Below are 14,434 nucleotides of genomic sequence, written 5' to 3'. Positions count from 1 at the left end.
GCAAACGCATAAAATTGGGAAATTTAAGATTAATCTATTCAAATTGACGTACAAAAGTTTACATGAATTTTTTGGGCAGAGTCCCCTTAGCTTGGTTGCAATTGACTCGCTATAAACTACGCCTAGTTGTAGCAATTTTAGGTATTGCTTTTGCAGCCATTCTGATTTTTATGCAATTAGCCTTTTTAGATTCTCTCTATGACAGCCAAACAGCACTGCATAAACTTCTTAAAGCTGATTTGGTTTTAATCAATACTGATATGAAAACTTTGGCGAACACTGGGGATTTTTCCCGCCAATATTTATATCGCGCCCTCAATTTTAGGGAAGTTGAATCTGTAAATTATGTCTATCACGCACGAGATGATTTCCGCTATGGTAGTGTTCGCGGCGGCAAAGGAATTATTATTTTAGGGATTAATCCAGATAATCTTCCTTTTGAGATTAAAGACTTTCAGACAGTTGCACATCTTTTAAAAGCTAGAGGCGTGGTTTTATTTGATCGTAACTCCGACGCAAAAGAATATGGCAGTGTTTTTCAAGATTTGCAAGTAGGAAAACCAATCGCGGCTGAAATAGCTGGACATCAGGTTTGGATTAGTGGCTTAGTAAATTTTGCTGGTGCTTCTTTTGCTGATGATGGTAATTTGATTACCAGTAGTATGACTTTTAACTATCTATTTCCTCATCGTTCTTCTAATAATATTACCCTGGGTTTAGTGACTCTTAAACCAGGAGTAAATTTACAGGCGATCGCTCAACAAATCCGCGCTCAACTGCCTCGCAAAGTGCGGTTGATGACACGCCAAGAATTTATCGAATATGAAAAACATTATTGGGCTACTAGTGCGCCCATCGGATTTGTCTTTACTACAGGGGTTTTTGTCGGTTTCTTAGTAGGAGTAATTATTGTTTATCAAATTCTTTATGGCGAAATTACCGACCATTTACCAGACTACGCCGTTCTCAAAGCTAGAGGTTATAAACATCGTTTCTTCTTAAATATTTTGTTTCAAGAAGCATTGATTTTGGCAGTTTTGGGTTATATTCCTGGTCTCATCATGTCTTTGGGATTATATGCCATCGTCAATGGTGCCACGTCTTTACCGATGAATATGACATGGCCGCGAGCTTCTCTGGTGCTGTTATTAACAATAATTATGTGCTTTACTTCTGGTTTTGTGAGTATGAATAAGCTCAGAGAATCTAATCCGGCTGACCTATTTTAAATTAGTAATTAATCTGAATTATTGTGGTTAATCAAACAGTTATTTCCATTCAAAATCTCAATCACTTTTTTGGGGAAGCCGCACTCAAAAAGCAGATTCTATTTGATATTAATATCACTATTAAAGCCAAGGAGTTTGTCATTTTAACTGGCCCTTCTGGGTCAGGAAAAAGCACATTGCTGAGTTTAATTGGCTGTCTGCGTTCGGTACAACACGGCAGTTTAAATATTTTAGGACAGGAACTCAACGGTGCAACCCAAGAACAATTAGTCCAAATGCGGCGGAATTTTGGTTATATTACCCAATCCAGTAATTTACTCGATTTTTTAACAGTCCAGCAGAATATTCAAATGTCCTTGGAATTACAGCCGGATTTTGCTGTACAAGCGGCGTGGGCGAAAACAATTGCTATTTTAGAATCTGTAGGATTAAGGGAAAAAATCGATGTTTATCCTAAAAATCTGTCTGGGGGACAAAAACAACGGGTAGCGATCGCTTGTGCTTTGGTGACTCAACCCAAGTTGGTACTCGCTGATGAACCAACAGCAGCACTGGATAAATCTTCAGGACGTAATGTCGTCGCTTTAATGCACCGTTTAGCCAAAGAACACAATAGTGCTGTTCTCATGGTGACTCATGATCATCGCATCTTGGATTTGGCTGATCGGATTGTGCATGTGGAAGATGGCAAACTCGGTTTAGCTTTAAACCAAGAACTGTCTTTGATGTTACCTGGTTTTGATGAAACCTTACTAGAAAAAGCCAATACTAAACCAACTGTTTTGACTTACGCATCCGAGGAAATCATTGTTCGTCAGGGAGAACCCGCCACGAAATTTTATATCTTGCTGGAGGGAGATGTAGAAGTTTTCCAAGATTTCCCCGATCAGCCGACTCGCCTGTTAAATCGCCTGAGTCGCGGAGATTATTTTGGGGAAGTTGGTTTACTGCGGGGTGGAAAACGTACAGCAACAGTGCGTGTCACCAAAAATTCAGAAGTGAAAGTGATGGTGATTGAAGAAGAATTATTTCAGTTGTTCGTGAATAACTCGGAATTGACTAGTAATGATGTTGTTCGTCGTTTGCATCAACGGGTAATGACAAGTCATCTATCCAAAGCCTTACCCAATGTTGATCCATCGGAAATTGTGGCGATCGCTTCTCAATCTAAGGGAAGTCAATACAAAGCCAATTCTATTATTGTTCAACAAGGTGAATTTGGCGATCGCGTTTACTTGATATTAGAGGGAGAAGTGGAAATATCCGTAATTGATCAAGGGGAATCCAGAACAATTCAACTCAAATCGGGCGAACATTTTGGGAATGTACAATTTTCTGATGGTCAAAATTATCCTGTTTACCTTCGAGCCATAGCTTGTACTGACGTTGAATTGATGGCAATTAATCGAGACAGTTTCTGTAGTTTGATTTTAAAATCCAATACAAATTCTGATATCGTAGCTTCTGTACTCCACCATCAATTTCTCAACTTGTGATTTCAATTAATCTGAATTGAGGCTCTAACTTGTAACTTATTCAATGTCCTCACCCGTTCACTGTCATCTGGACGTAGGCGAATTTTCACTTTCACGATTCTAACATCGGCTTTGGCGCTGGGATCATCATTAATGATTCCTGGCTGTTCAATTTGCAATCCAATGTGATCTACCTCTCCTTTGATTTCTCCAGTAAATCCACCATATTCACTGACAATTGTTGCTTCCTGACCAATTTTTACATAATGAATATCACTTTCGTAAACTTCTGCAATCACATACATTTGTTGTGTTTGTCCAATATCGACAATCCCTTTACTACCCACAACTTCACCAACTCTGGTGTTAATACTTAAAATTTGCCCAGCTAGGGGTGCTTTCACATAAAGAGATTCCAAGTCAACTTTTGCTTTTTCTAATTGAGATAAAGACTCATTCAATTCTGCTTTAGCAACTAAAATATCTGTGGGTTTGACATGAGCTAAACTATCTAATGTTGCTTCCGCAGCTTTTACACGTTCCTTACCGATGCTCACTTGTTTGCGGAGATTGGCTTTGGCTTCTTGCAATTTTTGTTCCTCAATCTCCACTTGTAAACGTCTCTTTTCCGTTTCAGCTACAGAAACCGCTCCTTTATCTAACAAATCCTTGTACCGTTCATAGTCATCTTGGGTTTTGCGTAATTCAATTTCTTGACTAGCAATCACAGATTGTTGCACCTTAATATTTTCAGTTAATTCCGCTTGTGTTTCTGCAACTTTCATGCGTTGGGCTTCAATTTGTCCAGACTCCTCACCAGCTTGCACCTGCGCTAAACGCGATCGCGCCACGTACACTTTTGCTCTGGCATTTTCTACACTTGCTTGATATTGGTTCACATTATCCATGACTGCAATAATTTGGTCTGCACTCACTTGTTCACCTTCTTTTACCAACAGTTTCGCCAAACGTTGATTTGCGCCTGTCGCAGACAGATGAATAATATCTCCTTGTGGTTCTAATATTCCTAAAGCTGCTACACGAACTATAGACTGTTGACTACTTGATGTTGCTTGTAATTTATTCTGATTAGTATTTTTTGATTGCCTATTGATAATCACAACAGCAAGAATACTAATCGCAGTAATGATAGACAAAGCCATAGTAATTACTTGTAGTTTTGATATCGATTTATTTTGATTAAATTCAATTTTGACCATTGTTTTATCAGGGAAATATGCTGTTATGAAATATCATGATTAGAGGATGTTTTAAAAGCCCTCTCATTGGTAAAAAACATTTTATATCCCCCTAAATCCCCCTTAAAAAGGGGGACTTATACCGTTTCTTGATGAAGATGCACTTTATTCTGTACTGTAGAGAAGTTGCATACAAAGTCTCTACATCATTTATTTGGCGCAACTTCATGGAGAATTGGTGTTAGAAGTATTTCCCCCCTTTTTAAGGGGGGTTAGGGGGGATCAAGAAGTGCTAATAATCACAATCAGCCACTTTTCAAATATCCTCTTACAAACAAAATGAGAAAATCATGTTACTTTTAATGAGTATGAAATATAGCAGTTTTATTTGATATATGAACAATACATAAAAAGGATGTCAGGCGGACAGGGAAGACAAGGGGGAGATATTTGTAAATCATTGAGGATTGCGGTAGATGTATAATTAATATGTTTACCCAGGTATTTCCTAGCTAAAAATATTACTTTGTAGGTTTGTAATTCTAGACATCAGGTTGACCGATTCTTATTTTCAGTTTTCCCTTAACAATGGCTTCGCTAACAATTATCTGGTAAAAGAATTTTGGCACGAGTTTAGTCGGGTAGTGGGTATGTTGAGTCTAGGCTTTGGATCGGGGTTAGTTGGTGGGTATCAATAGGAGAGAGTATGAAGCGTCGTTATCAAGTCATAATTGCAACTACTACTGGAACATTAGCCGCGATCGCTTTTGGCTATTTCGGAGTCCAAATACTCGGCAAAGATACAATGTACAGCATCAGTGCGGGAATGTTTGGACTGGGGGCGGGAGCTTCTGTGAGTCAAGTGGTGAGCAACAGAAAGCCGCGACGGACAGTAAGAACCTAATTAGAAAGTCAATAGCCAACAAAAATACCCCCTGATTGATCAAACAGAGGGTGAAAAAACTGTTTATTTGTAGCTTTATCAGTATTCTTTTGGTACTAAAGTTGTGTTTGCTAGGTTACAAGAAAAAATTTGTCTAATTGCTGAGGAGTCCTCTGAATAAATAATTATTCACTTTCAGAGGCAACAATTCAAGATTTAGATGAAATTGTGAGTATATTGCTCGGAGTCATCTAAAAGCAGCCTCTAAGCTTTTTGATAACATTCGTGCAGGTATATAGAAGCCAAGCATATATAGTTACAAATCCCTGGTTTGGTAACAGAATATTAAATACACCTAATGAAATATTATGGCTCACTTTAATGCTTTAGTCATAATCCCTCCAGATACAAGTGATATTGAAGCAAAAGTCAAGGAATTGATGTATCCTTACTATTCCAATTTGGAGGTTGAACCCTATAAAGAATATTTAAGTCCAGAAGAATTACAACAAGAAATAAATTATTTAAAAACTCTAAGTCAGCAAGAAATTGAGAAATTAGCAGCAGATTGGGAAGTCAATAGTGATGACCTAGAAAATTTAGCCAAAATGAATCTAGAATGGTTTGAAGGAATGATAGACGGTATAGATGAAAAGGGTGAATATAAAATCTACACACACAATCCTCAAGGTAAATGGGATTGGTACACATCTATAGAACAAGAAAATGTTGAGTCAGCAAAACCTATCTTTTACCCGTGTCAAGTTAATGAAATCCCTTCGGTAGTGCCTTATGCAATTATCACTCCTGATGCCCAATGGCATGAGTTAGGTATAGAAGCAGGATTAGAAGCCTGGGTTAAAAATTTAAAATCTGAAACAGCTTTGAGTGAAAACCAAATAAACTGGGAACAAAAAGTTCAGGCAATAAAGGTACGTTATTCAAATTATTTAGCCGTTGCTTTACACTGCCATGATTAATTATGGTAAAAATATGAACCATTTAATTAATGAACTCTTTAAAAAGATAAAATCTGATGATGAGCGTATACGTAGTAATGCAATTACTGACATCTCATTAGTTCTAGAAATGAACTCTTGGCAGCTACCCCTAGAAAAAAGGATGAGTAGATATAGAATCCTCATAAAAGAGGAATTAATAAATATAAATTTAAGTCAGAGCGAAGAGGCGGAAATTATAGAGTTTCTCCAAAAAGAAATTACTGAATTTAATAAATCAACTTATAGTTTATTATTTACAATTGGTCAAGCTTCATCAAGTACAGGACTTGCACCACTACTAGATATTATTAAAAATTATTCTGGTGGATTTAATGCCAATGAGTCTTATCAAGCTTTAGTTTCTTTAGAGAGATTATTATTCTGGGATGATAATGGTATTAATGATTATCAATTATCTGATGAAAAGAAAAGAAACCTTATTTATCAAAGTAATCCCATACCTTTTATTAAAAGTAAATTGGTATGGGCATTAAATAATTCTAATTCAGCTCATTCATCCGGCTTGTATGATACTGCCAAACGTTTACTTGATGCTTTAAGCGAGTTCCTTGACAAACCAAATAAACTCAGCGATTAAGTAAAAAATTAAGATCCGAGCGGAGAGGTTAAGGCTCCGGGAAGCTGATTAGGTGAGTTCCGATGACACGGCTTGTATGATTGCGATATTTTTAACTACATATAGCAGGATACAGATCAGAAGTAACAGTTTAATCACTCCATCTTTTTACTCCAGGTATTTCTAATACCAAATCCGCACCGTAAACATTCCCTGGGGTTTGAAATCCTGGCTTAACTTCACCTTGAATGATGTGTTTAATCACTACTACAGCAGCTAAAGCCGTAAAATCGTAAGCTTCGGGGCCGATGAGTTTCGCTGTTACTTGACGACCAGATTCATCTTCTGCAATAGCAACAACTCCAACTTTACCTTGAGCGCGTTCTGCTGCACTTGGCCCTTGTGGTAGTTGTTTAATTAAATTCGCTAAGGCGCTTTGAAAAAGAGATGAGTTAAATAACCAGCCTAAATACTGACTACTTTCCATCAAGAAACTTACAGGGTTAGGAAAGACTGTGTAAGTTTCGATATTAGGAATATTTGTACTGTGGAATGCGGTAACAAGATCAGCACGCCAAGGGTTAGTTACGGCGGTAACTAAACCAGCACCAAAATCAACTTGACGTTTTTGTTCTGCTGGTCGAGAAGGAATTAGTTTACCTGCTTTGCGGACGACACCCATTTCATGTAAGTTGGGCAGGATAGTATTGGCAGTTCCTTGAGAAACACCGCCTTCAGTTTCATAGATTAAGGTGAGACTGTTGGCAGTTGGTAACTGAGATTTGAGGTAAACTGCCAGACAATCTGTCGGGACTACACCAAACCCAACGCCAGGAAGCAGCATAATTCCTGCATTTTTCGCTTCGTCATTTCGTGCTGCTAAAGCCTGAAATTCGGGAACTTCGCCAGCGATATCTAAATAATGGGTGTGAGTTTGCAAGCAGACATCAACCAATGATTTGGCAGTTTTGGCAAACGGCCCGGCACAATTGAGAACAACTGTAACATCTTGCAGAGATTGTGCGATCGCCTGCGCGTCATCCAAACTAAACACCCGAAAATCAAAGTTTAATTTCTCCGCAACTGATACCAATGCACCTTGATTTCTTCCAGCCAAAATTAACTCTACACCCTGACTTTTTGCCGTTTCTGCTATTAATTTCCCTGCATAGCCAGTCGCACCATACAATAACACCTTTGCTGTCATGATTTTTCCCAAATTAAATATTCACAAATCCCCCCTCTCTCCCCACACTCCCCACACTCCCCACACTCCCCACACCCGCTACCCATACGTGAGAAATTCGGGTTTTTAAGGCTAGGGGGGATCTAAACTTAATTTGACTTAATTATTAACAACTTGTTGCCATAACTTAACTTCCGGTGGCTCTACCAAAAACTCCTCTGCTTTAGCCCCCAGCGCCCGAATATAAGGCTGTTGCAAATGTTGATCCAAAATTGATTGACTAGCCCAATTTTCATGCAGCAAAAATACAGAAGGGTCTTCGACAGATTGATGTAAATCATAATTAATACATCCATCTTCCGCACGGGTGAGCGCAATTACAGGTTCAAATTCTTCTCTAAACCTATCTTCTAAACCTTGTTTGACTTTTAACCGAGCCGTAACTGTAACTTGTTGACTTGACATGATAGATTCTCCTGTTTAATTAGACAAAAATAGGGAGTTGGGATAATAAACTTTTCACCACTCCCTATTCCCTACTCACCACTCCCCTTTTAAGTATTGATACTGTTAATAATTTGGGAAGGTTTGAGGAAATTATAAGGTATAGGACGAGTTTGATTTCTAATATCAATTTGTCGTTCTATATCATGTAAATTCTGTTGGAACTGTACAACTAATTCCTGTGCTAATGGGTCGGCAAATTCTTCATCGTAATAACCCAATTTATCGTAATGGTAAGATGTTAAAATATGTGTCCACATTACTTGGTCAGCAGCTTGCTTAAAAGGTGGCAATAGTTTCATGATGGTTTGCATATCCACACCTTTACTTTCGGGCGTGGGATGATAAGCTGCATAAGGCATATTCGGCACGAAAGCCATGTATTCGTACTGGGCAAAATTTAAAGCCGAATGGAAAGGAGCGCAGGTAAAAACTATAACCGTAATAACTTGAATTAATTGGTCGATAGTTTCAATTTTCTCTGGCATTCCTTTAACCCGTCCACCATCTTGAGCAACTAATTCTCTTGCCCAATTTTGCAATTCATAATCTTCGCTTAAGTCTTGAGGTATTTTGTAATAAAGTTGCAAATAATCTGTGACAAATTTATGAATAGCATTCCAAATCAATATACCATCATCCCGGAATGGAAAATGCGGTAATATATCTGGGTCATCCATATTTTGACTTTTCATTAATGTCGGAAAGACAAATTTATCAACACTCCATTCTTGGTAAGTTTTGACGACAAAAGTTAAAGATTCTTCTAAAGAACCAGCCATAAATTCATCGACTGGGCCACCTGGCTGTAGAAAATGAGTGCGCCCCAAATCGTTATCAAATAACATGAACCGGAAGTGCGGTTTTAGTAGTAAAGCAATGGGATGATTGGCTGCTAATTGGCGTGCTGTGGCGATACAAAATGGAGCCATAACAGCATGAGTATAGGCAAAATGACTGCCTAATTCTTGATGGTTCCCGTCAGCTATTTGCACAGAGGTTTTTGCTAAAAACCAATCTAGATAAGGGTCATCGGGAGTGTAAATCAATCCATCTGTACCAGCATCATTATTTAATTTAATCGCTACTGGACGGAGAGAACCACCATTTGCTACACCATTGCTCTGCCAGTAAAATAAGGCTTGAGGCTTAGGTAAATACTTTCTCGCATTTTGAGAAGTTCCACCTTTAATATCAAAGAGTGTGGGATAATCTAATAGATAAAGTTTACCTTCTTTGAGAGCTGCTTCTAAGTTACTTTCTGTGCCGACAGATTTTTGAAAATGGGCGTTTGTGATACCGAGATTTTCTGGTAAACTATCAATTCTCCGAATTGCTAAAGGGTTAGCACCTGATAATCTTTGCTCGGCGAAACATGAATCGGTTTTATAATTATTCATCACTGCTGGTTTAGGTAGCAGTGTCAACAGTTCTTCGTATTCTTCTAATTCATCTAAAGGGTCAAGAAAATTTCTGGCTTTGGCAGCTAACATATTTGGTGCTAAATTTGCCATACTCGCAAGGCGTTTAGCTGTATATTCTGCCGAGAATAGTTCTTGATGAGGGACTTTATCAATAACAGGAATAGGAGCTAGATAATCATGATTAAATTTATAATCTTCTCGATTTTTTACTAGCTCATCTTTACGGATGTTTGGGTTAGGGTCTACCTGGGGTAAGTATGGTTTCATGATAGTTTTTAAGGAGAAAAAAGAGACAAGGGAGAGAGATATTTATTATGTTTTGCTGGGCAAAGCCCAGCTGATGAATATGAATGATTATTTAGACTTGGAGAGGTCGAAAACTAAACAGATGTGGGAGTTTCTTGTTTGACAACATTAATGATTTCTTGAGTTACTTTGTTGTTGCGCCAGTAGCTACCATGTGCGTCGCCACCAGAAAGCAAGGGTAAAAGTGTTTGTGCAAGGGGGATTTCTAACCATCCGGCGTTGTGGGTGGGGATATCTTGAATATCTAAGTATTTGGTATTGCCATCCACTAAATCGATCATCAGTTTTTGCAGTGGGTAAGCAATTGGATCACCAGGATGAAGATAATTGCGCCAAGGTAGTTTTTTACCTTTGCGTAATTCTTGCAAACACTCTAAAAATTTTTGCAGGTTGGGTGTAATGTCGTGGCTACTGGGTGAATCTGCACTATCTTTACCAGGATTGATATTAGTCAAGCTAAAGATAGCTACAGGTGAACCGAGGGTGTGAATACTTGCAATGGGAATTCCTTGACGACGATCGCTATTTTTCCCAGCTACACCAAAAATGCTATCGCGGATAGCCATCACATCATCTTTACCTGGTGCTTTATCTTCATCCCAACGGCTGGCAAACAAGATATCAAACAAAATCACTGTTCCCCAACTGTGGCTGACTATGTGTAGACGATCATCTGTTTGGGCTTGATGTAACCCGTTGGCGATCGCTTGAGTTTTCATTCGGTTGACAACTTTTGCACCAACATGACGGCTAATATAAAGTGCAGCATCGCCAGCAAAGGGAATAATTTGCTTTTCTCGAAATTCTTTAAACCAAACATCTTTCCAATAAGGTGAGACTCGAAGTTGTCCTAGAAGTTTATTTTCTAGTTCTTCATTCACATCACCCCAGTAAAGAGCAATTTTTTTGATATTTCGTTGGCGATCGCTCGCACTTTTTCTCAGCCGTTCAAACAGTTCATCGGCGTATTTATCGTTGCGAATACTTACACCATGAATAAACAACACATAGTCTGTAGCCATTTCAACACCCCTTTTCTGCAAGTTTGATCGAAACGACGATACTGCTTAGGTCTACAAGGTTTTTAAGTATTCAATCAGTGCTTTTTTATCGTCACTGGGCAAATCGGTGCCATAAATATGTCCCTGATTGGAATTGGCAGCAACGGTCGTATCATATTTAAAACCTACACGTTTAGCTTCTTCTCCTTCGGAAATAAAGCCAACTCTTTGCGAATCGTAAACATCGTAACCCCGATAAAAGGTTTTGGGACGATCCTCTGGTTTTGCTAACAAATCTTGCAGAGATGGGACGGAACCATTATGTAAATATGGCGCTCTAATCCACAATCCATCTAAAGATACAGCCACATAGCCATCAGTTTTCCGTAATTGGCTGAAATCCCAAGGATAGCCATCACCAAAGTGATTGTAGGTGTCGGCGGCTTGCTGCGTCCACATATCTAAACGATGGCGGTCTGTTCCCACTTCTTCTACCGGAATTACTGTACCTGTTCTTTCACCACCAAAGGCGTGACAAGATGCACAGGTGTTAGCAAAAATTTGACTCCCTTTATTAGATAATTTTTCATCCACGGGGAAAGGATATTTAGGTGGCGAGAGTTCGGTGATATAGTCTTCTACTCGTTGCAAATCAGCAACAGGTAAAGAATCTTTAGTTGCACCATCACCAATTGCGCCTGTTTGCACAGTTTCTTTCAAAGAAGTTTCTAAACCATCCCAATGTAAGGCAAATCCCTTGTGTAGTTTCTGATTCCAAATTGGCATCATATCGGAGTTACCGATAGTATCATCTTTGGGCAATTTTAAGGTGTTGAATTTCACCGGATTAAATGGGTCAATTCGACCAGGCCCCCAGTCGGGACGAGAATCCATCCAAGCAAAATCGGCGCTTTGTTGTAGCAGAGCTTTTTTAGTTTGGGGAATAATCAAAAACCGATAAAGTAAGTTTTCGATCCAAGAAAATTCATGATTGTACTTGATTTCATCCAAAATATAGTCGGCGGTAAATCTGGGGTCGCTGGCGGCTGCACCTAAAAAGCGTACATAAGCTTGGGAGTTGAATTTGTTAGAAGGCCCAGCCGGAAAAATATGAGGTTTTTCTAGGGGACTGGTTCTATAGGTAGCTGTGTGACAAACTGCACAAGTAATTCCCACACGAGGAAAACCAATGGTTTTTTTCGTAAAACCAACAGGGGTTTCTTTGCCTTCTTCCCAAGTAATCCCTAAAGAAGTGTAACCGCCTGGCCCTGGTAATTTATCAGGAAAGATGCGTGGTAAAACTAACCAAATCCAATAAGGTATCCCTTGAGCTGGTTCTGTACCAATGGAACTATATTTAAAATGTTCTTCTGGTGATTCGTAGGTAAGTGGCACATCTCGAAATAAATGATACCAGGCTATGTAGCCTACGCCCCCGACTAACAAAACAAAAACTAAAGCAATGCTGGCGAGAATCCTGCCTAATTTCTCTTTAAATATTTTCATAAAATTACATTGCTCCTTGGTAGAAATTAGGAGAATTGTTTGGCTGGTTCTTTGGCGATCGCCTCAGCATTTTCACTCCGCGTCGCTAGAGTTAAGAAAATTGCTTCTACTACACCAAAAAATAAGTCTACAAAGGCAATTGATAAAAAGCCTTTATCTTGCCCAAAAAACAACACGGCACAAATAAAAAATGTTGAACCAAAGGCTCTAGATGGGAATATTGATATCCAAGCAGTTGCCCGATAGCGATTAGGATCTAGTGCGCCCGGAATGTAAAACGCACTAATGATAAATAACAGCATTCCCGCCGCCCTTACCCAGATAATTGGGTCTGGTTGGTGCATCTTTAAAAACCACAACATTAACTCTGGAAAGAAGCAGGAGGGAATTACAAACAACATATTTACAATAATTCCCAGCCAAGTTACACGACTAAACCATTTTGCATAAGTATTCATTCTTTGCTCCTAATTAACGTGTAAAAACTCTCCTCCCACCAGCATGATTTTCTGCATAAGATTTAACTGTTCTGACTTCTGAATTCTTTCTAAAATTACAGTTGCTTCATGTATTCAACCAACGCATCTTTTTCTGCTGGTGAGAGTTCAGTTCCATATACATGGCCGCCGTTGCTGTTTCCAGGTTTAGTCGTATCAAATTTAAAATATTTCTTGCCGTTTTCTTGGGCAACAGTTGACACAAACCCAACTTTTTCCCGATCAATTACGTCGTAGCCCCGATAAAATTCTTTGGGTCGATTCTCTGGTTTTTCTAGTAAATCTCGCAAAGTCGGAACTGAACCATTATGTAAATAAGGGCCGCGTAACCAAATACCATCTAGAGGTGAATTAGCATAGCCATTCGTTTTACGGAAATTATTAAACCGCCAAGGATAACCTGCATACAAAGTATTTTGGTTAGATAAAGTTTCGTAGGTAAAGGAATTTAGGCGATGGGGGTCTGTACCAATTTCTTGAATTGGTACAACTTTACCTACATATTTTCCGCCCAAGGCATGACAACTAGCGCAATTATTTGCAAACAGTTGTTTTCCGGTAGCGGCTACAGTTTGATTAACTGGATAGGGATATTTGGGTTCTGGTAATGTCCACAACCAATCAGCAACTCGTTGAATTCTATCTAAATCAATTGTGGTGGGTGTAACGCCTGCACCTAAAGCTGCACTTTTGTTACGTTCATCAACAGAACTGTTATTCCCATCCCAGTGTAATTCCATGTCTTTGCGCTGTTTTTGATTCCAAACTGAGGGGAAATCTGATGTACCGATTAATTCATCCTCACGCAATTTATCCATTGGGAAATGAAATTGAATTGCTTTATAAGGATTAAATGTATCGACTCTACCCGGCCCCCAATCTGGTTGATCATAAACAAAAGAAAGTCGGCTTCTTTGATTAATTAGTGCGTCGCGGGTTTGGGGAATGGCAATAAACCGATAAACTAGTTTTTCTATTGGGTTCAAACCACCACTGATTTTTTCAATTTCTGGTAGCATCCGGTTGGCAGTAAAGCGCGAATCGATCGCTATATCTGATAAAAATTTAATATATCCCTGCAAGTTGACGACATTAGCAGGCATAGCTGTGATAATTTGGCGATCGCTATTTGGTGTATCACGCATTGTTCCTGTATGGCAAACCGCACAATTCAAGCCAACACGGTTAATAAAAACTCGCCGTTGTGAAAACCCAATGGGTAAATCTTTTCCCTTTTCTTGAATAAATCCCAAGGAAGTGTAACCTTTATCGGGCAATTTATCAGGAAATAATGCTGGCAGAACTTTCCATATCCAGTAAGGTACTCCATTGACCGCCTCACTACCAATGGAACCATACTTAAAATGCTCTTCGATATCAGCATAATCAACTGGGGAGTTAGATATAACAGGCCAAATTAAAAATACAACTACTGCAACCACTCCCACAATTGCAGCCACAATCCACTTAAAAACCGCCTTCGTTCCCTTAACGACGGTGGGAACTAGTGTAGGGCTTGTTTGAGTCATGACAAAATCACTCTCTGGTTAATAGTCAAGAGTCAATGGTTTACCAGTGCGTTGGGCGGGTTTCCCGACTCCCTCACTGGTGTTAGCGCAGCGTTAGCGACACAGGAGCGTCACCCG

13 protein-coding genes are annotated in these 14,434 nt (G+C 39.1%); 5 read left to right on the top strand and 8 right to left on the bottom strand.

Annotation, left to right across the window (positions count from 1 at the left end):
- Window positions 1–62: 62 nt before the first annotated feature.
- Together devC and H6G74_RS31710 are read left to right on the top strand one after the other, a co-directional pair.
- Window positions 63–1,229, top strand: a complete 1,167-nt coding sequence (gene devC / locus H6G74_RS04755) for an ABC transporter permease DevC (RefSeq protein ID WP_190966583.1) — start codon at window positions 63–65, stop codon at window positions 1,227–1,229.
- Window positions 1,230–1,252: 23 nt separating this feature from the next.
- Entirely contained in the window at window positions 1,253–2,725 is a 1,473-nt protein-coding gene (locus tag H6G74_RS31710; protein WP_190966582.1) for a cyclic nucleotide-binding domain-containing protein, read from the top strand.
- A 2-nt stretch (window positions 2,726–2,727) separates the two neighbouring features.
- Here the strand turns inward: H6G74_RS31710 and H6G74_RS04745 are convergent, their stop codons facing one another.
- Window positions 2,728–3,924 carry an HlyD family efflux transporter periplasmic adaptor subunit gene (locus H6G74_RS04745; protein ID WP_190966581.1) on the bottom strand — a complete coding sequence of 399 codons (1,197 nt, stop codon included), beginning with the start codon at window positions 3,922–3,924 and terminating at the stop codon, window positions 2,728–2,730.
- A gap of 685 nt (window positions 3,925–4,609) precedes the next feature.
- On the opposite strand from H6G74_RS04745, the gene H6G74_RS04740 reads away from it, so the two are divergent.
- The 3 genes from H6G74_RS04740 (at window position 4,610) to H6G74_RS04730 (ending at window position 6,385) form a co-directional block, all read left to right on the top strand.
- Window positions 4,610–4,807, top strand: a complete 198-nt coding sequence (locus H6G74_RS04740; RefSeq protein WP_190966580.1) for a hypothetical protein — start codon at window positions 4,610–4,612, stop codon at window positions 4,805–4,807.
- 347 nt (window positions 4,808–5,154) lie between these two features.
- Window positions 5,155–5,766, top strand: coding sequence for a hypothetical protein (locus H6G74_RS04735; RefSeq protein ID WP_190966579.1), 612 nt, complete (start codon window positions 5,155–5,157; stop codon window positions 5,764–5,766).
- A gap of 13 nt (window positions 5,767–5,779) precedes the next feature.
- Window positions 5,780–6,385: a hypothetical protein gene (locus H6G74_RS04730; RefSeq protein ID WP_190966578.1), complete on the top strand. Its 606-nt coding sequence runs from the start codon at window positions 5,780–5,782 to the stop codon at window positions 6,383–6,385.
- A gap of 130 nt (window positions 6,386–6,515) precedes the next feature.
- On the opposite strand, the gene H6G74_RS04725 is transcribed toward H6G74_RS04730, so the two are convergent.
- From H6G74_RS04725 to H6G74_RS04695, 7 genes are all read right to left on the bottom strand, one after another.
- Window positions 6,516–7,571 (bottom strand): saccharopine dehydrogenase family protein, encoded by a 1,056-nt coding sequence (locus tag H6G74_RS04725; protein ID WP_190966577.1) that lies wholly within the window; start codon window positions 7,569–7,571, stop codon window positions 6,516–6,518.
- Between the two features lie 138 nt (window positions 7,572–7,709).
- Complete coding sequence (locus tag H6G74_RS04720; protein WP_190966576.1) at window positions 7,710–8,015, bottom strand: putative quinol monooxygenase; 306 nt, start codon at window positions 8,013–8,015, stop codon at window positions 7,710–7,712.
- Between the two features lie 89 nt (window positions 8,016–8,104).
- Window positions 8,105–9,745, bottom strand: coding sequence for a lipoxygenase family protein (locus H6G74_RS04715; RefSeq protein WP_190966575.1), 1,641 nt, complete (start codon window positions 9,743–9,745; stop codon window positions 8,105–8,107).
- A 113-nt stretch (window positions 9,746–9,858) separates the two neighbouring features.
- Entirely contained in the window at window positions 9,859–10,806 is a 948-nt protein-coding gene (locus tag H6G74_RS04710; protein ID WP_190966574.1) for a hypothetical protein, read from the bottom strand.
- 51 nt (window positions 10,807–10,857) lie between these two features.
- Window positions 10,858–12,291, bottom strand: coding sequence for a c-type cytochrome (locus H6G74_RS04705; protein WP_190966573.1), 1,434 nt, complete (start codon window positions 12,289–12,291; stop codon window positions 10,858–10,860).
- A gap of 26 nt (window positions 12,292–12,317) precedes the next feature.
- A complete protein-coding gene (locus H6G74_RS04700) occupies window positions 12,318–12,749 on the bottom strand; it encodes a hypothetical protein (protein WP_190966572.1) in 432 nt (143 codons plus the stop codon).
- A 95-nt stretch (window positions 12,750–12,844) separates the two neighbouring features.
- Window positions 12,845–14,317, bottom strand: coding sequence for a c-type cytochrome (locus tag H6G74_RS04695; protein ID WP_190966571.1), 1,473 nt, complete (start codon window positions 14,315–14,317; stop codon window positions 12,845–12,847).
- Window positions 14,318–14,434 lie beyond the last annotated feature (117 nt).

The sequence above is a fragment of the Nostoc spongiaeforme FACHB-130 genome (assembly GCF_014698475.1).
GTDB lineage: Bacteria > Cyanobacteriota > Cyanobacteriia > Cyanobacteriales > Nostocaceae > Nostoc_B > Nostoc_B spongiaeforme.
This window is presented reverse-complemented; position numbering and strand designations above follow the sequence as displayed.